The 20,175-nt window shown below is 72.5% G+C and carries 15 protein-coding genes, 1 tRNA gene and 2 pseudogenes; 16 read left to right on the top strand and 2 right to left on the bottom strand.

What is annotated here, in order from left to right; all coding sequences use genetic code 11:
* Nucleotides 1–267 precede the first annotated feature (267 nt).
* Nucleotides 268–352, bottom strand: a tRNA-Leu gene (locus tag CRP52_RS04670).
* A 354-nt stretch (nucleotides 353–706) separates the two neighbouring features.
* Here CRP52_RS04670 and CRP52_RS04665 point away from each other — a divergent pair.
* Nucleotides 707–1,216: pseudogene (locus CRP52_RS04665) on the top strand (ATP-binding protein); the annotation flags it as partial.
* Between the two features lie 97 nt (nucleotides 1,217–1,313).
* Here the strand turns inward: CRP52_RS04665 and idi are convergent.
* Entirely contained in the window at nucleotides 1,314–1,961 is a 648-nt protein-coding gene (gene idi / locus CRP52_RS04660; protein WP_097235216.1) for an isopentenyl-diphosphate Delta-isomerase, read from the bottom strand.
* Nucleotides 1,962–2,469: 508 nt separating this feature from the next.
* Here idi and CRP52_RS04655 point away from each other — a divergent pair.
* From CRP52_RS04655 to CRP52_RS04585, 15 genes and pseudogenes are all read left to right on the top strand, one after another.
* Nucleotides 2,470–3,225: a phosphocholine cytidylyltransferase family protein gene (locus CRP52_RS04655; RefSeq protein WP_097235215.1), complete on the top strand. Its 756-nt coding sequence runs from the start codon at nucleotides 2,470–2,472 to the stop codon at nucleotides 3,223–3,225.
* The gene (locus tag CRP52_RS04650; protein ID WP_097235214.1) at nucleotides 3,213–4,274 is read left to right on the top strand and encodes an iron-containing alcohol dehydrogenase family protein; all 1,062 of its coding nucleotides are present in this window, start codon (nucleotides 3,213–3,215) and stop codon (nucleotides 4,272–4,274) included. The genes CRP52_RS04655 and CRP52_RS04650 overlap by 13 nt, the downstream gene beginning before the upstream one ends.
* Before the next feature lie 91 nt (nucleotides 4,275–4,365).
* A complete protein-coding gene (locus CRP52_RS04645; RefSeq protein WP_179853021.1) occupies nucleotides 4,366–5,103 on the top strand; it encodes a CDP-alcohol phosphatidyltransferase family protein in 738 nt (245 codons plus the stop codon).
* A complete protein-coding gene (locus CRP52_RS04640; protein WP_097235212.1) occupies nucleotides 5,100–5,999 on the top strand; it encodes a glycosyltransferase family 2 protein in 900 nt (299 codons plus the stop codon). Before CRP52_RS04645 ends, CRP52_RS04640 begins: the two co-directional genes overlap by 4 nt.
* Before the next feature lie 141 nt (nucleotides 6,000–6,140).
* Nucleotides 6,141–7,082 carry an ABC transporter permease gene (locus tag CRP52_RS04635; protein ID WP_097235211.1) on the top strand — a complete coding sequence of 314 codons (942 nt, stop codon included), beginning with the start codon at nucleotides 6,141–6,143 and terminating at the stop codon, nucleotides 7,080–7,082.
* Complete coding sequence (locus CRP52_RS04630) at nucleotides 7,075–7,884, top strand: ABC transporter ATP-binding protein (protein WP_257032283.1); 810 nt, start codon at nucleotides 7,075–7,077, stop codon at nucleotides 7,882–7,884. Before CRP52_RS04635 ends, CRP52_RS04630 begins: the two co-directional genes overlap by 8 nt.
* Nucleotides 7,885–8,145: 261 nt before the next feature.
* Nucleotides 8,146–9,125 (top strand): annotated as a pseudogene (hpnC, locus tag CRP52_RS04625) (squalene synthase HpnC).
* A gap of 41 nt (nucleotides 9,126–9,166) precedes the next feature.
* Nucleotides 9,167–10,024: a presqualene diphosphate synthase HpnD gene (gene hpnD, locus CRP52_RS04620; protein ID WP_097235210.1), complete on the top strand. Its 858-nt coding sequence runs from the start codon at nucleotides 9,167–9,169 to the stop codon at nucleotides 10,022–10,024.
* A gap of 127 nt (nucleotides 10,025–10,151) precedes the next feature.
* Nucleotides 10,152–11,585 (top strand): hydroxysqualene dehydroxylase HpnE, encoded by a 1,434-nt coding sequence (hpnE, locus tag CRP52_RS04615; RefSeq protein ID WP_097235209.1) that lies wholly within the window; start codon nucleotides 10,152–10,154, stop codon nucleotides 11,583–11,585.
* A 185-nt stretch (nucleotides 11,586–11,770) separates the two neighbouring features.
* The gene (locus CRP52_RS04610; protein ID WP_097239832.1) at nucleotides 11,771–12,859 is read left to right on the top strand and encodes a polyprenyl synthetase family protein; all 1,089 of its coding nucleotides are present in this window, start codon (nucleotides 11,771–11,773) and stop codon (nucleotides 12,857–12,859) included.
* Nucleotides 12,860–12,923: 64 nt separating this feature from the next.
* Nucleotides 12,924–14,948: a squalene--hopene cyclase gene (gene shc / locus CRP52_RS04605; RefSeq protein ID WP_097239831.1), complete on the top strand. Its 2,025-nt coding sequence runs from the start codon at nucleotides 12,924–12,926 to the stop codon at nucleotides 14,946–14,948.
* The gene (locus CRP52_RS04600; RefSeq protein WP_097235208.1) at nucleotides 14,945–15,625 is read left to right on the top strand and encodes a phosphorylase family protein; all 681 of its coding nucleotides are present in this window, start codon (nucleotides 14,945–14,947) and stop codon (nucleotides 15,623–15,625) included. Before shc ends, CRP52_RS04600 begins: the two co-directional genes overlap by 4 nt.
* 2 nt (nucleotides 15,626–15,627) lie before the next feature.
* Nucleotides 15,628–16,656: an adenosyl-hopene transferase HpnH gene (hpnH, locus tag CRP52_RS04595; protein WP_097235207.1), complete on the top strand. Its 1,029-nt coding sequence runs from the start codon at nucleotides 15,628–15,630 to the stop codon at nucleotides 16,654–16,656.
* 127 nt (nucleotides 16,657–16,783) lie between these two features.
* Entirely contained in the window at nucleotides 16,784–18,694 is a 1,911-nt protein-coding gene (dxs, locus tag CRP52_RS04590) for a 1-deoxy-D-xylulose-5-phosphate synthase (protein WP_097235206.1), read from the top strand.
* Nucleotides 18,684–20,144 carry an aspartate aminotransferase family protein gene (locus tag CRP52_RS04585; RefSeq protein WP_097235205.1) on the top strand — a complete coding sequence of 487 codons (1,461 nt, stop codon included), beginning with the start codon at nucleotides 18,684–18,686 and terminating at the stop codon, nucleotides 20,142–20,144. The genes dxs and CRP52_RS04585 overlap by 11 nt, the downstream gene beginning before the upstream one ends.
* Nucleotides 20,145–20,175 lie beyond the last annotated feature (31 nt).

Below are 20,175 nucleotides of genomic sequence, written 5' to 3'. Positions count from 1 at the left end.
TTTGCGGTTTTGAGTCCGCATTCCGGACAAACGCACAGCAGCCTATGGTCAGAAAACGGGCGAATACCTCAGGGGAAGCTCAAACCGTACGATCGTTGCCATCTCGTGTCCGGTTTCCGGACCGACGGGTTCCGTGTGGAGACCGGCGTCACACCGCCACGGGGGTGGCGGACGGGGATGGCGGCCCGGGGGTGACGGGCTGCGAGTGAGCCGGGAAAAAGGAAATTCCCCGTGGGTTCCTTTCGGATCCCACGGGGAATTCGGCTGTGTCCGAGGGGGGACTTGAACCCCCACGCCCGATAAAGGGCACTAGCACCTCAAGCTAGCGCGTCTGCCATTCCGCCACCCGGACGGGGTGTGTGCTCCGGGGGTTTTTCTCTCGCCCCCTCGGCGACAGAGAGAACATTACCAGGGTTCTGGAGTGCTTCTCACCTGCGTTTCCTCGGGCCCGTCCCCCCACCGGCCCGGGCGCTCCTCCCGCGGGTCCGAGCCGGTCCCCCACCGGCTCGAAGCGGCCCCGTACAGGTTGGTACGGCTGGCGAACACGATCGAACCCCGCCCGAACCGGTGGCGTCCGCGAAGGAACCGGTCGACTTCGCCCCCGCCCGCGATCGGTTCCGGTCGGAAGTGGTCCGACACGGGCAACTTGTCGACGGTGCCACGGCCGCCGGGACGCCTCTCCTAGCCTCTGTGGACCGAGGGCGCCATGAGCGGATCGCCTGATTCCCGGGTCGCGGACGAAGGGCGGCTGGACGTGGAGCAGATCAGCGGAACGGCGGAGGCCGAACCGAGACGCGGCGGGCCGGGGGACGGGCGGGGCGACGCCGCTGCGCCCGGCGGACCGGGCGGACCCGGCGGCGGACCCGCCGAGGGCGTGTGGCGCTTCCCGGTGCCCGCCGCGGAGGCCTCGGTGCCGCGCACCCGGCACGCGGTGCGCGACCGCCTGCTGGCCCAGGGCATGGCCGGGGTGCGTTACCAGGAACTGGTGGACGACCTGCTGCTGATCGTCTCGGAGCTGGTCAGCAACGCGGTGACGCACGCCGCCGAGCTGTCGCCCGAGGTGGTCACCGAGCTGTCGGTGCGCGGCGGCTGGGTGCGGGTGTCGGTCGAGGACGGCGATCCGTACCGGCCGAAGGCGCTGGAGAACGACACCGGACGCACCGGCGGGCGCGGGCTGCTGCTGGTGAAGAGCGTCACCCTGCAGGCCGGCGGGGTGTGCGACGTCGAGCGGACGGGGGAGGGCGGCAAGGTCATCTGGGCCTCGCTGCCCGTCCCCCGGAGCCCGACCGCTGACCGGCTCTTCGACGGTCCGACTACCAGTCCCGCCCGGCGATCTCCCGGATCCCCGGCAGCGCCGCCTCGAAGACGGTCTCGAACCAGACCGAGAACGGCCGCTCGGCCCGCAGCTCCCGCAGCTCCTCCGCGGTCACGAAGGCGAAGTCGTCCACCTCGTCCGGGTTCGGCTCGACCGGCGCGGTGACCAGTCCCACGAAGAGGTGGTTCCACTCCCGCTCGATCAGCCCGGAGGCCTCGTCCGGCAGGTCGTAGCGGACGGTGCCGGCCTCGCAGAGCAGCGCCGGGGCGACGCCCAGCTCCTCGGCGGTGCGCCGGGCGGCGGCGACGAAGGGCGGTTCGTCGGGGTAGGGGTGGCCGCAGCAGGTGTTCGACCAGACGCCGGGGGAGTGGTACTTGCCGAGGGCGCGGCGCTGGAGCAGCAGCCGGCCCTGGCGGTCGAAGAGGAACACCGAGAAGGCGCGGTGCAGCCGGCCCGGCTGCTGGTGGGCCCAGAGCTTCTCGGCGGTGCCGATCGTCACGCCCTCGTCGTCGACCAGCTCCAGCAGGATCTCGGTGCCGGGAGCCGAGGCGGCCCGTGGGTCGACCGTCACGTCGGTCTCCACGTCGAGACCGGTGTCGATCTCGGCGGCGAAGTGCGTCGGGTCGGTCGGCAGACTCTGGGGCATGGGGCCTCTTTCCGGGAGCGGGAGCAACGGGAGCATCGGGCGTGTCCGGCGCTCCGGACGGAGCGCGGCGGACGCAGCGGGGGCACCGGCGCCGGCGTCGGGCTCCAGTCTGCCGTATGGGTGGCACTCGTCCGGGGTCCCACGCACAACCGGGCGGATCATGGCCCGGAGGAGTCGGAATCCGTACAGAAGTGGGTCCGGGAAGCCCCCGTAAGAGTCATCACTGTCGCAGAACCGTTCGACGGACGTTCGGGGGCTGTTCGACCGCCCCGGTGCGATCGGGTGCGGCTCGGCGCGCAGCCGGAGGGTCACCGGGCCGTCACCTTCCCGTCTCCGGGCGCGTTCGGGCCGATCGTCCGAGTCGCCTACCATCACATACGACACGGTGCCCGGACCTGTGCAGGTACCGGCGCGCCGCTGCCCGGTCCGGTCGCACACCGGCCCGGCGGAGCAGCGGCGCCCCTCGGCACGGTTCGCACGCACAGCCCGACGGATCAGGAGACCCCGCATGATCGGCCTCGTTCTGGCAGCCGGCGCCGGCCGCCGGCTGCGCCCGTACACCGACACGCTGCCCAAGGCGCTGGTGCCGGTCGACGGGGAGCGGACCGTCCTGGACCTCACCCTGGGCAACTTCGCCGAGGTCGGACTGCGTGAGGCCGCGATCGTCGTCGGCTACCGCAAGGAGGCGGTGTACGACCGCAAGGACGCCCTGGAGGCCAAGTACGGCGTCAAGCTCCACCTGGTCGAGAACGACAAGGCCGAGGAGTGGAACAACGCCTACTCGCTGTGGTGCGCCCGCGAGCTGTTCTCCGAGGGCCTGCTGCTGGCCAACGGCGACACCGTGCACCCGGCCTCCGTCCAGCGCACTGTGCTGGAGGGCAACGAGCGCCTCACCGAGGCCGGCCGGGCCCCCGGCATCCTGCTCGCCCTCGACACGGTGAAGAAGCTCGCCGACGAGGAGATGAAGGTCGTCGTCGACCCGGCCGCCGGCATGCGCCGCATCACCAAGCTGATGGACCCGGCCGAGGCGAGCGGCGAGTACATCGGCGTGACCGTCATCAACCCGGCCGCCGCCGACGACCTGGCCGACGCGCTGCGCGCCACCTACGAGCGCGACCCGCAGCTGTACTACGAGGACGGCTACCAGGAGATGGTCGACCGCGGCCTGCGGATCGACGTGCAGCCGATCGGCGAGGTCTCCTGGGTCGAGGTCGACAACCACGAGGACCTGGCGAAGGCGCGGGAGATCGCGTGCCGGTACTGACCCGACTGGTCCCGTCGCCGCTGTTCGTGGAGATCCGCTCGGGCGCGCTGGACGCGCTCGGCGGGATCCTCGCGGACCAGCGGCTGTCGGCCTCGGGCCGGATCGCGGTGGCGATCAGCAACGGCTCCGGCGCGGCCATGCGCCGGCGCCTGGAGCCCGCCCTGCCCGGCGCCGACTGGTACAACGTGGACGACGGCACCCTGGACAGCGCGGTGCGGCTGGCCGAGTCGATGCGCGGCGGGCACTACGACGCGATCGTCGGTCTCGGCGGCGGCAAGATCATCGACGCCGCCAAGTACGCCGCCGCCCGGGTCGGCCTGCCGCTGGTCGCGGTCGCCACCAACCTGGCCCACGACGGCATCTGCTCGCCGGTCTCGACCCTCGACAACGACGCCGGCCGGGGCTCCTACGGGGTGCCCAGCCCGATCGGCATCATCGTCGACCTGGACGTGATCCGGCAGGCCCCGCAGCGCTTCGTGGCGGCCGGCATCGGCGACGTCGTCTCCAACATCTCGGCCTGCGCGGACTGGGAGTTGTCGCACGCGGTCACCGGCGAGCCGGTGGACGGACTGGCCGTCGCGATGGCCCGCTCGGCGGGCGAGAACCTGCTGCGGCACCCAGGAAACACTCAGGATCAGGACCTCCTGACGGCCCTCGCGGAGGCCCTGGTACTGTCCGGCATCGCGATGAACATCGCGGGCAGCACCCGGCCTTCGTCGGGCGCCTGCCACGAGATCTCGCATGCCCTGGACGTGCTGTATCCCAAGCGGTCCGCCCAGCACGGCGAACAGGTCGGCCTCGGTGCCGCGTTCGCCAGCTTCCTGCGGGGCGAGCGCGAGCTGACCGGTCTGATCGTGGAGCGCCTGGCGAGCCACGGGCTGCCGGTGACCGCGGCTCAGATCGGCTTCACCGAGGCGGAGTTCACCGAAGCGGTGCACTACGCTCCGAACACCCGCCCGGGGCGCTTCACCATCCTCGAACACCTCGACCTCTCCCCTTCCGCAATCAGGGACGCGTACGCCGACTATGTCCAAGCCGTCAACAGCTGACCGCTCCACCACGGGCGCCGAACGTCCCCCGGTGGACCTGACCCGCCGGCCCTCGATCGAGGAGCTGCGCGCGGTGATCCACCCGGAGGGCATGCTCCAGCGCCGCAGCGCCGAGCACTGGGCCGGGCGCCTGTACATGCGGAAGATCTCGCTGCGGATCACCCGCGTGCTCTCCACCATGACGGCGATCACGCCCAACGGCCTGACCTACCTGATGATGTTCACCGGCATCCTGGCCGGTGCCGCGCTGGTCGTGCCGGGCATCACGGGCGCGGTGCTGGGCGCCCTGCTGATCCAGGTCTACCTGCTGCTGGACTGCGTGGACGGCGAGGTGGCCCGCTGGCGCCGGCAGACCTCGCTCACCGGCGTCTACCTGGACCGGGTGGGCCACTACATGTCCGAGGCGGCCCTGCTGACCGGCCTGGGCCTGCGCGCCACCGACCTGCTCCACCGCGAGGGCGGCGGCTCGCACTGGGAGTGGGCCTTCCTCGGCACGCTGGCCGCGCTCGGCGCGATCCTGATCAAGTCCGAGACGGACCTGGTGGACGTGGCCCGGGCCCGCAGCGGCCTGACGGCCGTCGAGGACAGCGCCTCGGTGCCGCGCTCGACCGCCGTCGCCAAGGCCCGCCGGGCGGCCTCGCTGCTGAAGTTCCACCGCCTGGTCGGCGCGGTCGAGGCCTCGCTGTTCATCCTCGCGGCCGGGATCGCCGACGCGGTGCACGGCGGGCTCCTCTTCACCCGGCTCGCGGTGGTCGTCCTGGCGGCGATCGCCATGCTGCAGACCGTGCTGCACCTGCTGAGCATCGTCCTCTCCAGCAGGCTGCGATGACCGGCGGAGCGACCGCGGAGAGCTTCCGCCTCGGCGCCGTGATCATCACCATGGGCAACCGGCCCGCCGAGCTCAACGCCCTGATCGAGTCCGTCCGCGCCCAGGAGGGCCCGGCGGTCGAGCTGGCCGTGGTCGGCCAGGGGGTCGAGCTGCCCCCGCTGCCCGAGGGCGTGCGCAGCGTGGAGCTGCCGGAGAACCTGGGCATCCCCGGCGGGCGCAACGTCGGCATCGAGCTGTTCGGCCGGGACGGGAAGGACGTCGACGCCGTCCTCTTCCTGGACGACGACGGGAGCCTGCCGCGCACCGACTCGGCCCGGCTGCTGCGGGAGGCCTTCACCGCCGACCCGGAGCTGGGCATCGTCTCCTTCCGGATCGCCGACCCGGACACCGGTGTCACCCAGCGCCGGCACGTCCCCCGGCTGCGCGCCAGCGACCCGCTGCGCTCGTCCCGGGTGACGACCTTCCTGGGCGGCGCGAGCGCCGTGCGCTGCACGGTGTTCGAGCAGGCCGGCCAGCTGCCCGCCGAGTTCTTCTACGCGCACGAGGAGACCGACCTCGCGTGGCGCGCGCTGGACGCCGGCTGGGCCATCGACTACCGCGCGGACGTGGTCCTGCACCACCCCACGACCTCGCCCGCCCGGCACGCCACCTACTTCCACAACGTGGCCCGCAACCGGGTCTGGCTCGCGAGGCGGAACCTTCCGGCCCCGTTGGTGCCTCTCTATCTGGGAACCTGGTTCCTGCTGACCCTGGCCCGACGCCCCTCCCCCGAGGCGCTGAAGGCCTGGTGGGGCGGGTTCCGGGCGGGCTGGCGCGAACCCTGCGGTCCGCGGCGGCCCATGCGATGGCGTACCGTTTGGCAACTGACCAGGCTGGGCCGACCACCGATCATCTGATCTGATCGAATGATCGATCTCCTCGGCCGGTGACCACACACCGGCCGGCTCCCCCGAGATCCCAGTGGATCCCCCTCGGCGCACGGCCGACGGACCCTCCGTCGACCGGCTGCCCCGACCGATCCCGCGTGAAGGACGAATGTGTCGACAGTGAGTGAACCCGTCAGCCTCTCGACCCCCAGGGGGGTGGACGCAGGCCTGACCCCCAAGCAGCTTGCGGACAAGTACGGCCTGTCGGTGAGCGGCGCCCGGCCGGGCCTGTTCGCGTACACCAAGCAGCTCTGGGCCCGGCGCCACTTCATCTGGGCCTTCGCCACCGCCCGCCTGGTGGCCCAGTACACCGACGCCAAGCTCGGCCAGCTCTGGCAGGTCGTGACCCCGCTGCTCAACTGCGCCGTGTTCTACCTGGTCTTCGGCGTGATCCTGGAGAGCAAGCAGGGCTTCCCGCCGGGCACCTACATCGCCTGGCTCTGCATCGGCGTCTTCGTCTTCCAGTTCACCCAGAACGCGGTGCAGTCCGGCACCCGGGCGATCTCCGACAACCTCGGCCTGATCCGCGCACTGCACTTCCCCCGCGCCAGCCTGCCGATCGCCTTCACCGTGATCCAGCTCCAGCAGCTGCTGATCTCGATGGTCGTGCTGGTCGTCACCGTCCTGGCCAGCGGCATCGCCCCGGGCAAGACCTGGCTGCTGATCGTCCCGGCACTGCTGCTGCAGACCATGTTCAACACCGGCATCTCCCTGATCATGGCCCGGATCGGCGCCAAGACCAGCGACATCTCCCAGCTGATCCCGTTCGTGATGCGGGCCTGGATGTTCCTGTCCGGCGTGATGTTCAGCATCCAGGACCGCGTCCACAAGTGGCCGCACTACATCCAGGTGCTGACCGACCTGAACCCGGCCTCGGTCTACATGGACCTGCTGCGGCACGCCTTCGCGCCGGTCATCTACAACAAGCACCAGCCCGTGTACCAGACCCTGCCGCCGCACCAGTGGCTGTTCGGCATCGGCTGGGCGGTCGGGTTGTTCGTCATCGGATACGTCTTCTTCTGGAAGGCCGAGGAGGAGTACGGCCGTGGCTGACACCGACCTGAGCAAGCGCGAGACCGTCCGGGACACGGACGTGGCCCGCGAACCCACCGTCGTCGTCGACGACGTGCACATCGTCTACCGGGTGCACGGCGCCGGCTCCGGCAAGGGCAGCGCCACCTCGGCGCTGAGCCGCATCCTCAGCCGCAAGCGCGGCGCCGGCGTGCGCGAGGTGCACGCGGTCAAGGGCATCAGCTTCACCGCCTACAAGGGCGAGGCGATCGGCCTGATCGGCTCCAACGGCTCCGGCAAGTCGACCATGCTGGCCGCCATCGCGGGCCTGCTGCCGACCGAGAAGGGCGGCATCTACACCAACGGCCAGCCCTCGCTGCTGGGCGTCAACGCGGCCCTGATGAACGAGCTCACCGGCGAGCGCAACGTCGTCCTGGGCTGCCTGGCGATGGGCATGACCCCGGCCCAGGTGAAGGCGCGCTACCAGGAGATCGTCGAGTTCTCCGGCATCAACGACAAGGGCGACTTCATCTCCCTGCCGATGCGCACCTACTCCTCCGGCATGGGCGCCCGCCTGCGCTTCTCGATCGCCGCCGCGAAGACCCACGACGTGCTGCTGATCGACGAGGCCCTGGCCACCGGCGACCAGGCCTTCCAGCAGCGCAGCAAGCGCCGCATCGACGAGCTGCGCGGCTCCGCCGGCACGGTCTTCCTGGTCAGCCACGACAACAACTCGATCCGCGAGGTCTGCGAGCGGACCATCTGGATCGAGGCCGGCGAGCTGGTCATGGACGGCCCGACCGAGGAGGTCGTCGGCCGTTACGAGCGCGGCGAGCGCCCGTAACACCGCAGTACCCCGGCACCACCGAGGCCGGTCCCGGCCCCCGGGACCGGCCTTCGGCATGCCCCGCCCGGTCCCCCGGGTGGCCCGCCGCCGCGGGGGTGAGCGCCCCGCCCCGACGGGCGGGGCGGTCTTCTCCGGCGCGCCCCGCGGTGTCAGGCTGTCAGGCGCGAGGGCGGTGTGGCGGACGTGACGCCCGCGCTCGGACGCGTGTCCGAGTCGGACCGGTCGTACCCAGCGGTGTAGAACGGGGGAGTGACAGCAGTGTCGGCTTCGGCCCAGCCCAGTGATACGCCGGTGAACCGGTCCGCAGGTCAGACCCTGGAGAAGGCGGGTGCGGAGAACTTCCCGGTCGCCCCGTTCTTCCTGCCCGCGGCCTGGCGCGACGACCTGATGGCGGTCTACGGCTTCGCCCGCCTCGTCGACGACGCCGGCGACGGCGACCTGGCCGACCCGGCCGCCACCGCCGCCCTGCTCGGGATCGAGGAACGGCCCCCCGCCACCCCTTCGGCCCAGCCCGGCCTGCCGGCTCCGCCGGAGGTCGCCTTCCGGCTCGCCCTGCTCGACGGGCTTGAGCACGACCTCGACCGGGCGTTCGAGACCGCGCTGCACCCCTCCGGCGCCGACCGCCCCCGCCACCCCTGCTGCGCGCCCTGGTCCCGCTGGTCGACCGGCACGGCCTGACCCCCGAGCCGTTCCGCCGTCTGATCGAGGCCAACCGGGTGGACCAGACCACCGCCCGCTACGCCACCTACGACGACCTGGTCGGCTACTGCACGCTCTCCGCCGACCCGGTCGGCCGCCTCGTCCTGGCCATCGCGGGCGTCTCCACGCCCGAGCGGATCGAGCTCTCCGACGCCATCTGCACCGCCCTCCAGGTTGTCGAACACCTGCAGGACGTCGCCGAGGACCTGCACCGCGGCCGGATCTACCTCCCCACCGAGGACCTGCAGCGCTTCGGCGTGACCGAGGCCGACCTCGCCGCCCCCTCCGCCGACGGCGCGGTGCGCGAACTGATCGCCTTCGAGATGGAACGGGCCCGCACCCTGCTCGATCGCGGCGCACCATTGGTAGGTACGGTTCGGGGGAGGCTTCGACTGCTCCTGGCGGGATTCACCGCAGGCGGCTACGCGGCCCTGGCGGCCATCGAGGACGCCGGGTACGACGTGCTCGCCCGGCAGGCGAAGCCGGACAAGCGCCGCCTCGCAGCGAAGGCGGCGGCCATCTTCGCGAAGGGAAGGTGAACGCCCGAGTGGCGGCATCACCACTGGCGTCCGCCCAGGTCATGGCGGCGTACCGGTACTGCGAGGCAGTCACCGGGCTGCAGGCGCGCAACTTCAGCTACGGCATCCGGCTGCTGCCAGAACCCAAGCGACTGGCCATGTCGGCCCTGTACGCCCTGGCCCGCCGGGTGGACGACATCGGCGACGGCGACCTCCCGGCCGACCGCAAGGCCGAGGCGCTGCTGCGCACCCGGGAACTGGTGGACGAGGTCCGCTCCGGGGTGGTCGCCGAGGACGACACCGACCCGATCAAGGTCGCCCTGGCCGACACGGCCCGGCGCTTCCCGATCCCGCTCGGCGGCTTCGACGAGCTGATCGACGGCGTCGAGATGGACCTCAAGGGCGCCGAGTACCAGACGTACGAGGAGCTGAAGGTCTACTGCCGCTGCGTGGCCGGCGCGATCGGCCGGCTCTCGCTGGGCGTCTACGGCTGCGACGACCCCGAACGCGGGGCACGCTACGCGGACACCCTGGGCCTGGCGCTCCAGCTCACCAACATCCTGCGCGACCTGCGCGAGGACGCCCTGAACGGCCGCACCTACCTGCCCACCGAGGACCTGGTCCGGTTCGGCTGCGAGCAGGGCTTCGCCCTGTCCAAGCCGCCGGTCGGCGCGGACTTCACCGGCCTGGTCGCCTTCGAGGCCGCCCGCGCCCAGTCCGCCTTCGAGGAGGGCCTGCGGCTGCTGCCGATGCTCGACCGCCGCAGCCGCGCCTGCACCGCCGCCATGGCCGGGATCTACCACCGGCTGCTCGGTCGCATCGCCGCCGACCCCGAGTCGGTGCTGCGCGGCCGCGTCTCGCTGCCGGGCTGGGAGAAGGCGTACGTGGCGCTTTCCGGGCTCGCCGGGGGGCGTTCTTGATTCTCGCCACACTTCTGTCACGCTGTGTCAGCGGGGAATCACGTGCGGGCAGTTCCGTGTTGACGGAACGGGTACCGGCTTCAACGACCGCCTCCCGGCGGTCCGGCGACTGCGAGGGGGAGGACCGATGACCGGGCGAGCCGATGCCGCGCGCCCGGCCGCCCTCGTGGTCGGCGGCGGCCTGGCCGGCATCACCGCCGCGCTCCGCCTGGCCGAGGCGGGCCACCGGGTCACCCTCGCCGAGGGGCGCCCCCGGCTCGGCGGCCTGGCCTTCTCCTTCCGGCGCGGCGAGCTGACCGTCGACAACGGCCAGCACGTCTACCTGCGCTGCTGCACCGCCTACCGCGGCCTGCTGGAACGGCTCGGTGCCACCCGGCTGGCCCACCTGCAGGACCGTCTCGACGTCCCGGTGCTCTCCGTCACCGGCCCCGAGGACGCCCCGGTGCGCACCCTCGGACGGCTCCGGCGCAGCGGCCTGCCCGTCCCGCTCCACCTGGCGGCCAGCCTCGCCCGCTACCCGCACCTGTCCCCGGCCGACCGCGCCCGGGTGGTCCGCGGCGCACTCGCCCTCAAGGGCCTGGACCTCGCCGACCCGGCGCTGGACCGGATCTCCTTCGGCGAGTGGCTGCGCCGCAACGGGCAGAACGCCGCCACCCAGGCGGCCCTGTGGGACCTGGTCGGCGTCGCCACCCTGAACGCCCGGGCCGACCAGGTGTCGATGGCGCTCGCCGCGAAGGTGTTCCAGACCGGCCTGCTCTCCGACCCCGGCGCCGCCGACATCGGCATCGCCGCCGCCCCGCTCGGCGCGATCCACCACGATCGGGCGATCGCCGAACTGGAGCGCCTGGGCGTGAAGGTGCTGCTGCGCGCCCGGGGCGCCGAGCTCAAGCCGGCCGCCCCGCAGCACGCCGTCCTCCTGGAAGGCGGGGAACTGCTCACCGCCGACACCGTCGTCCTGGCCGGCGCCCAGGACAGCGCGGCCGCCCTGCTGCCGCCGAACGCCATCCCGGAGCAGGACCGGCTGGCCCGCTTCGGCACCGCGCCGATCCTCAACGTGCACGTGATCTACGACCGCAAACTGGTGCGCCGCCCGTTCTTCGCCGCGCTCGGCTCCCCGGTCCAGTGGGTCTTCGACCGCACCGCGCACTCCGGTCTGGCCGCCACCGCGCTCGGCCGGGCCCACCCGGGCGCCCAGTACCTGGCGCTCTCGCAGTCCGCGGTGCAGGACGAGATCGACCTGCCGGTCGCCGAACTGCGCCGCCGCTACCTGCCCGAGCTGGCCCGGCTGCTGCCGGCCGCGGCGGGTGCCGAGGTGCTGGACTTCTTCGTCACCCGGGAGCGCACCGCGACCTTCGACCCGGCCCCCGGCAGCGGGACGCTGCGCCCGTCGGCCCGCACCGACGTGCCAGGCCTGCTGCTGGCCGGCTCGTGGACGGCCACCGGCTGGCCCGCGACCATGGAGGGCGCCGTGCGCAGCGGCCACGCCGCCGCCGACGCCGCCCTCGCCGCGGCCGGCGCCCGGATGCCGGTGGACCGCGGCGACGGGAGGTGGCCCAGGTGACGGCGGGCCCCGCCGCCGGAGAGCCCGCCAGAGCCGTCGGGCGTACCGTCGAGCGCATCGGCGGAATCGACCGGTTCGGCCGCCCCGACACCGTCGGCACCGGCAGCACGCGAAGAGACACCAGCCGCACCGACAGCACCCGGTCGCCCCGGGCGGTCCGGCACCACGAGGGAGAGGGAACGCACGTGGAGTCACGCACCGGCTTCGCCGTCGGAGGCACGGCGCACGCCGAACCGGTCTCGGTGCCGGAGCTGCTCGCCCGCAGCCGTACGCTCTGCACCCCGCCCCTACGGGCCGCGGTCGCCCGTTTGGCGGCACCGATGGACACCGTCGCGGCCTACCACTTCGGCTGGATCGACCGGGACGGCACGCCCGTCGCGGGTGACGGCGGCAAGGCCGTGCGCCCGGCGCTGGCGCTGCTGTCCGCCCAGGCCACCGGCGCGCCGGCCGAGGTGGGCGTCCCCGGCGGAGTGGCTGTTGAACTGGTGCACAACTTCTCCCTGCTCCATGATGATCTGATGGACGGTGACGAGACCCGTCGGCACCGGGCCACCGCCTGGACGGTCTTCGGACCGGCCCAGGCGATCCTGGTCGGCGACGCCCTGGCGACGCTCGGCACGGAGGTGCTGCTCGACGCCGCGGTGAACGGCGGCGCGAGCCCCACCGACGCCGCGCGGGCCGTGCGGCTGCTCACCACGGCGACCCGCCGGCTGATCGACGGGCAGGCCATGGACGTCGCCTTCGAACAGCGCGACAGCGTCACCGTCGCGGAGTGCCTGGAGATGGAGGGCGGAAAGACGGCGGCCCTGCTGGCCGCCGCCTCGGCGATCGGTGCCGTCCTGGCCGGAGCCGACGACAAGGTCTCCGACTCCCTCCAGCGCTACGGCCACCACCTGGGACTGGCCTTCCAGGCGGTGGACGACCTGCTCGGCATCTGGGGTGCCACCGAGGTCACCGGCAAGCCGCACTGGGGTGACCTGCGCCAGCGCAAGAAGTCCCTGCCGGTCGCCGCCGCCCTGGCGGAGGGCGGCCCGGCCTCGCGCCGGCTCGCCGAGCAGCTGGCCGACCCGAAGGGACGCGGGGAGGAGGGCGAGCCCGAGCTCGCCGCCCGGGCCGCGCTGATCGAGGAGGCCGGCGGCCGGGCCTGGACCCAGGAGGAGGCCCGCCGCCAGCACACGACTGCCCTCGCCGCCCTGGACGAGGTGCCCATGTCCGACGAGGTGCGCGAGCACTTCGTCGCACTCGCCGAATTCGTGGTGGTACGAGAGAGGTGACGTTACGTTGACAGCAACCGCGGACGGCCGGCTCGACCCTGAGTACGATCCCGAGCCGGTCGCGGTGGGCGACCGCCCCCCGACCCTGCTGGGCGCGGGGCGGCGGCAGCCCGAGGACACCGACCAGCTCCGGCCGGCCGGTGAGGCGGACCTCCGGCCGGCCGACGCGCGGGAGGCCCTGGCCCGCGCCACCACCCACCTGCTCTCGCTGCAGTCCTCCGAGGGCTGGTGGAAGGGCGACCTGGAAACCAACGTCACCATGGACGCCGAGGATTTACTGCTCCGCCAGTTCCTCGGCATCCGGACCGAGGAACAGACGCGCGCCACCGCCGACTGGATCCGCTCCCAGCAACGTGAGGACGGCACCTGGGGCACCTTCCACGGCGGGCCGGCCGAACTGTCCACCACCGTCGAGGCGTACGTCGCGCTCAGGCTGGCCGGCGACGACCCGAACGCCCCGCACATGCTGGCCGCCGCGCGGTACGTCCGCTCCGCCGGGGGCATCGCGGCCGCCCGGGTGTTCACCCGGATCTGGCTCGCACTGTTCGGCTGGTGGCCCTGGGAGCGGCTGCCCGAGATGCCGCCCGAGATCATCTTCCTGCCCAAGTGGCTGCCGCTGAACATCTACGCCTTCGGCTGCTGGGCCCGCCAGACGATCGTCCCGCTGACCGTCGTCTCGGCCCACCGGCCCGTCCGTCCGGCGCCCTTCCCGCTCACCGAGCTGCACACCGACCCCGACAACCCCTTCCCCGAAAGGCCGCTCGCCCCCGCCACCTCCTGGGACGGCCTGTTCGAACGCCTGGACAAGGCGCTGCACGCCTACCACCGCCGGGCCTTCCGCCCGCTGCGCCGGCTGGCCGTCTCCCAGGCCTGCCGCTGGATCGTCGAACGGCAGGAGGCCGACGGCTGCTGGGGCGGCATCCAGCCGCCCGCCGTCTACTCGCTGATCGCCCTCCACCTGGAGGGCTACGAGCTGGAACACCCGGTGATGCAGGCCGGGCTCTCCTCCTTCGACCGCTTCACCGTGCACACCGAGGACGGCAAGCGCTGGCTGGAGGCCTGCCAGTCCCCGGTCTGGGACACCTGCCTGGCCACCATCGCCCTGGTCGACGCCGGGCTGCCGGCCGACCACCCGGCGCTGGTCTCCGCCGTCGACTGGATGCTCGGCGAGGAGATCCGCAAGCGCGGCGACTGGGCCGTCAAGCGGCCCGGGCTCGCCCCCGGCGGTTGGGCCTTCGAGTTCGAGAACGACACCTACCCCGACATCGACGACACCGCCGAGGTGGTGCTCGCACTGCGCCGGGTCACCCACCCCGACCCGGCCAGGGTCGACGCGGCGGTGGACCGGGGCGTGGTCTGGAACCTCGGCATGCAGTCCAAGAACGGCGCCTGGGCCGCCTTCGACGTCGACAACACCAGCACGCTGCCCAACAAGCTGCCGTTCTGCGACTTCGGCGAGGTCGTCGACCCGCCGTCCGCCGACGTCACCGCCCACGTGGTGGAGATGCTCGCCGAGACCGGCCGCGCCCGCGACCCGCGGACCCGGCGCGGCATCGAGTGGCTGCTGCGCAACCAGGAGGCGGACGGCTCCTGGTTCGGGCGCTGGGGCACCAACTACATCTACGGCACCGGCTCGGTGCTGCCCGCCCTGGTCGCGGCCGGCGTCCCGGACGAGCACCCGGCGATCCGCCGGGCGGTGCGCTGGCTGGAGGACCGGCAGAACGCCGACGGCGGCTGGGGCGAGGACATGCGCTCCTACGAGGACCCGGCGCGCTGGGCCGGGCGCGGCGACTCCACCGCCTCGCAGACCGCATGGGCGCTGATGGCGCTGCTCGCGGCCGGCGAGGGACCGGACGGCCGGGCCAACCCCGCGGTGGAGCGCGGCGTGGACTGGCTGGTGCGCACCCAGCTGCCCGAGGGCACCTGGGACGAACCGCAGTTCACCGGCACCGGCTTCCCGTGGGACTTCTCCATCAACTACCACCTGTACCGGCTGGTCTTCCCGGTCACCGCGCTCGGCCGCTACCTCAACGGAAGCCCGGGGGCTGCCAAGCCGAGCGGCACCCCGGCGATCGGGGCGGCGCGGTGACCACCGCCCCCCTGCTGGTGCTCTGCGCACTGGGCCCCGAGGTCTGGGCCCTGCGCGGCGGTGACTGGCGCGGCGCGGTCGGCGGACCCCCGGTGCTGCTGCGTACCGGGGTCGGCCGGCGGCGCGCCGGGTCGGCCGTGCGACGGCTGCTCGGCTCCGCCCCCGGCTGCTACGGCGCGGTGGTGGTGGCCGGGTTCGGCGCGGCGGTCGGCCCGGGCGTGCAGCCCGGCGACGTCGTCGCCGCCGACGGCGTGCGCGACGCCGAGGGCCACCTCTACCCGCTCGACTCCGGGCCGGAACTGACCCGGGCGCTGAAGGAACGCGGCCTGGTCGTGCACACGGGGGTGCACCACACCGCCGACCACGTGGTGCGCGGCATCGAGCGGCGTGCGCTGCACCTGCAGGGCGCGCTGGCCGTGGACATGGAGGCCGCCGCCGTCCTGGCCGCACTGCGGGAGGTGCGGCCGGCACTGCCCGCCGCCGTCCTGCGGGTGGTGGTCGACACCCCCGAACACGAGCTGCTGCGGCCCGGCACCCTCCCGGCCGGAGTACGGGCCTGGCGCAACCTCCGGGCGACGGTACCCGCCCTGGTCGACTGGTACCGGCAGGAGCGCACGCCCGGCTCCGCAGACCCGAACCACCCCACATCCGCGACGCTCCCACAGGAGGCGAGCTAGCCATGGCCATGCCGTTGCGCCAGACCGTGCGGGTCGGCACCTACCTCATGCAGCAGAAGCTGCTCAAGCGACGGGAGAAGTTCCCGCTGATCGTGGAGCTGGAACCGCTGTTCGCCTGCAACCTCGCCTGCGAGGGCTGCGGCAAGATCCAGCACCCGGCGGGCGTCCTGAAGCAGCGGATGCCCGTCGCCCAGGCGGTCGGCGCGGTCCTGGAGTCGGGTGCCCCGATGGTCTCGATCGCCGGCGGCGAGCCGCTGATGCACCCGCAGATCGACGAGATCGTCCGCCAGCTCGTCGAGCGCCGCAAGTACGTCTTCCTTTGCACCAACGCGCTGCTGCTGCGCAAGAAGATGGACAAGTTCACGCCCTCGCCGTACTTCACCTTCGCCGTGCACATCGACGGCCTGCGCGAGCGGCACGACCAGTCGGTGGCCAAGGAGGGCACCTTCGACGAGGCGGTGGCCGCGATCAAGGAGGCCAAGCGACGCGGCTTCCGGGTCACCACCAACAGCACCTTCTTCAACACCGACACCCCGCAGACCGTCATCGAGGTGCTGGACTACCTCAACGACGAACTGAAGGTGGACGAGATGATGATCTCGCCCGCCTACGCCTACGAGAAGGCCCCCGACCAGGAGCACTTCCTCGGCGTCGAGCAGACCCGGGAGCTCTTCCGCAAGGCCTTCGCCGGCGGCAACCGCAGGCGCTGGCGGCTCAACCACAGCCCGCTCTTCCTGGACTTCCTGGAAGGCAAGGCCGACTTCGAGTGCACCCCCTGGGGCATCCCCAACTACTCGCTGTTCGGTTGGCAGCGGCCCTGCTACCTGATGGCCGACGGCTACGTGCCGACCTACCGCGAGCTGGTCGAGAAGACCGACTGGAGCAAGTACGGCCGCGGCAAGGACCCGCGCTGCGCCAACTGCATGGCCCACTGCGGCTACGAGCCGACGGCCGTCCTCGCCACCATGGGCTCGCTGCAGCAGTCGCTGCGCGCCATCACCGAGACCGTCAGCGGCAACAAGGCCCGCTGAGCCGGGAGTCGACCCCCAGGTCGGCACCCCGGGTCGGCACCCGGCCCGGGCCCCGCGTGCCCGGGCCGGCTCCGCCCCCCGCCGGGCGGAGGCACCACCGCACCGCTTCGAGTCGTGAGGTGTACCCATGTCACTGCTCTCCCGCGTCACGTCACCGGCCGAGCTGCGCAAGCTCCCGGCGGCCGAACTCCCGCTGCTCGCCGACGAGATCCGCGACTTCCTGATCGACGCCGTCACCCGCACCGGCGGACACCTCGGGCCCAACCTCGGCGTGGTGGAGCTCACCATCGCCCTGCACCGGGTCTTCGACTCGCCGTACGACCGGATCGTCTTCGACACCGGCCACCAGAGCTACGTCCACAAACTCCTCACCGGCCGCCAGGACTTCACCCGCCTGCGGATGCGCGGCGGACTATCCGGCTACCCATCGCGCGGCGAGTCCGAGCACGACCTGGTCGAGAACTCGCACGCCTCCACCGCGCTCTCCTACGCCGACGGCCTGGCCAAGGCCGCCCAACTGCTCGGACAGCACGACCGGCACACCGTCGCGGTGATCGGCGACGGCGCCCTGACCGGCGGGCTCGCCTGGGAGGCGCTCAACAACATCGCCGAGGCCCGCGACCGGCCGCTGGTCATCGTCGTCAACGACAACGAGCGCTCCTACGCCAGGACCATCGGCGGGCTCGCCAACCACCTGGCCACGCTGCGCACCACCCAGGGCTACGAGCGCTTCCTCGCCCTCGGCAAGGAGGCGCTGCAGCGCACCCCGCTGGTCGGGCAGCCGATCTTCGACGCCCTGCACGGCGCCAAGAAGGGGTTCAAGGACGCCTTCGCCCCCCAGGGCATGTTCGAGGACCTGGGGCTCAAGTACCTCGGGCCGATCGACGGCCACGACGTGGGCGCGGTCGAACAGGCACTGCGCCAGGCCCGCAACTTCGGCGGGCCGGTCATCGTGCACTGCCTGACCGTCAAGGGGCGCGGCTACCGGCCCGCCGAACAGGACGAGGCCGACCGCTTCCACGCCGTCAACCCGATCGACCCGTACACCTGCCTGCCGATCTCGCCCAGCAGCGGGGTCTCCTGGACCTCGGTGTTCGGCGACGAACTGCTCGCGCTGGGCGCCGAACGGCCGGACCTGGTGGCGATCACCGCCGCCATGCTCCAGCCGGTCGGTCTGGCCGGATTCGCCAAGGCCTACCCGGCGCGCACCTTCGACGTCGGGATCGCCGAGCAGCACGCCGTCACCAGCGCGGCCGGGCTGGCCACCGGCGGGCTGCACCCGGTGGTCGCGGTGTACGCGACCTTCCTGAACCGGGCCTTCGACCAGGTCCTGATGGACGTCGCCCTGCACCGGCTGGGCGTCACCTTCGTGCTCGACCGCTCCGGGGTGACCGGACCGGACGGCGCCTCGCACAACGGCATGTGGGACATGTCGATCCTGCAGATCGTTCCCGGCCTGCGACTCGCCGCGCCGCGCGACGCCGAACAGCTGCGGGCGCAGCTGCGCGAGGCCGTCGAGGTCAAGGACGCGCCCACCGTGGTGCGCTTCCCGAAGGGCAACGTCGGGCCCGCGGTGCCGGCCGTCGAACGGATCGGCGGGGTGGACGTGCTGCTGCGCACCGGGCGGCCGGCCGAGATCCTGCTGGTCGCCGTCGGCACCACCGCCTCCGCCTGCCTGGACGCCGCCCGGCTGCTGCTCGCCGAGGGCTTCACCGCGACCGTGGTCGACCCGCGCTGGGTCAAGCCCGTCGACCCGGTGCTGCCCGAACTGGCCGCCACCCACCGGCTGGTGGTCACCGTCGAGGACAACGGCCGTACCGGCGGCGTCGGTTCGGCGATCGCCCAGGCGCTGCGCGACGCCGACGTGGACGTACCGCTGCGGGTGCTCGGACTGCCGCAGGAGTTCCTCGGGCACGCATCGCGCGGGGAGATCCTGGAGGAGGCCGGGCTCACCGGGACCGGGGTCGCCGCCCAGACCGCCGTCTTCGCCAAGAACCTGCTACCGACCCGAGGAGCGAACCCGCGCCATGCCGGCTGAACCAGACCGCCCCGCCGTCGACCGCCGCGCCGTCGATTCTCCTGCTGTCGACCGCCGGGCCGTCGACCGTCCCGCCTTCGACCTCGCCGCCCTGATCGCCGAACGCGGCTCCGAGCGCTACGAGTTGAACAGTCGCTACCTCAATCCGCAGCTGTCCCGGATGCTCCACACCATCGGCTTCGACAAGTACTACGAGCGTGCTGCGGGCCCGTACTTCTACGACGCCGAGGGCAACGAGTACCTGGACATGCTGGCCGGCTTCGGCATCTTCGCGCTCGGCCGCCACCACCCGGTGGTGCGCTCGGCGATCCAGCAGGTGATGGACCTCGACCTGCCGGACCTGGTCCGCTTCGACTGCTCGCCGCTGCCCGGCCTGCTGGCCGAGCGCCTGCTGTCGTACGCGCCCGGGCTGGACCGGGTCTTCTTCGGCAACAGCGGGACGGAGGCGGTGGAGACCGCGCTGAAGTTCGCCCGCTACGCCACCGGACGCCGGCGGATCCTCTACGCCGACCACGCCTTCCACGGGCTGACCACCGGCTCGCTGTCGGTCAACGGGGAGAACGGCTTCCGCAAGGGCTTCGAGCCGCTGCTGCCGGACACCGCCATCCCGCTCGGCGATCTCGGCGCGCTGGCCAAGGAGCTCAAGCGCGGCGACGTCGCGGGGCTGATCGTCGAACCGATCCAGGGCAAGGGCGTCCAGGCGCCGCCGCCGGGCTGGCTGCGGGCCGCCCAGGCGCTGCTGCACGAGCACAAGGCGCTGCTGATCTGCGACGAGGTGCAGACCGGGATCGGCCGCACCGGCGAGTTCTTCGCCTACCAGCACGAGGACGGCGTATTGCCCGACCTGGTCTGCGCGGCCAAGGCGCTCTCCGGCGGGTACGTCCCGGTCGGGGCGACGCTCGGCAAGGGCTGGATCTTCGAGAAGGTGTACTCCTCGATGGACCGGGTGCTGGTGCACTCGGCCAGCTTCGGGTCGAATGCCCAGGCCATGGCGGCCGGGCTGGCGACGCTGGAGGTGATGCGGGACGAGAAGGTGGTGGAGAACGCCCGCAAGGTCGGCGACCAGTTCCGCGAGCGGCTGACCGCGCTGGTCGACAAGTACGAGCTGCTGGCCGAGGTGCGCGGGCGCGGGCTGATGATCGGCATCGAGTTCGGCCGGCCCAAGTCGCTCAAGCTGCGCACCGGGTGGACGGCCCTGCAGGCGGCGCGCAAGGGGCTGTTCGCGCAGATGATCGTGGTGCCGCTGCTGCAGCGGCACCGGATCCTGACCCAGGTGTCCGGGGACCACCTGGAGGTGATCAAGCTGATCCCGCCGCTGATCATCACCGAGCGGGACGTGGACCGGTTCATGGACGCCTTCACCGACATCATGGACGAGGCCCACCGGGGCAGCGGCCTGATGTGGGACTTCGGGCGGACGCTGGTGAAGCAGGCGGTCGGCAGCCGCTGACGACCGGGCGCGGGGAGTGGGAAGTCGGCCG

Origin of the sequence: Streptomyces sp. 1331.2 (assembly GCF_900199205.1) — a bacterium.
Lineage (GTDB): Bacteria > Actinomycetota > Actinomycetes > Streptomycetales > Streptomycetaceae > Kitasatospora.
The sequence above is the reverse complement of the archived record's forward strand: the minus strand, read 5'-3'. Positions and strand labels throughout refer to the sequence as shown.

Excerpts from the sequence above, each read along its gene's own strand:
- idi (WP_097235216.1), bottom strand. The coding sequence starts at position 1,961 with ATGCCCCAGAGTCTGCCGACCGACCCGACGCACTTCGCCGCCGAGATC.
- CRP52_RS04655 (WP_097235215.1), top strand. The coding sequence starts at position 2,470 with ATGATCGGCCTCGTTCTGGCAGCCGGCGCCGGCCGCCGGCTGCGCCCG.
- CRP52_RS04645 (WP_179853021.1), top strand. The coding sequence starts at position 4,366 with ATGCTCCAGCGCCGCAGCGCCGAGCACTGGGCCGGGCGCCTGTACATG.
- CRP52_RS04640 (WP_097235212.1), top strand. The coding sequence starts at position 5,100 with ATGACCGGCGGAGCGACCGCGGAGAGCTTCCGCCTCGGCGCCGTGATC.
- hpnD (WP_097235210.1), top strand. The coding sequence starts at position 9,167 with ATGGCGGCGTACCGGTACTGCGAGGCAGTCACCGGGCTGCAGGCGCGC.
- hpnE (WP_097235209.1), top strand. The coding sequence starts at position 10,152 with ATGACCGGGCGAGCCGATGCCGCGCGCCCGGCCGCCCTCGTGGTCGGC.
- hpnH (WP_097235207.1), top strand. The coding sequence starts at position 15,628 with ATGGCCATGCCGTTGCGCCAGACCGTGCGGGTCGGCACCTACCTCATG.
- dxs (WP_097235206.1), top strand. The coding sequence starts at position 16,784 with ATGTCACTGCTCTCCCGCGTCACGTCACCGGCCGAGCTGCGCAAGCTC.
- CRP52_RS04585 (WP_097235205.1), top strand. The coding sequence starts at position 18,684 with ATGCCGGCTGAACCAGACCGCCCCGCCGTCGACCGCCGCGCCGTCGAT.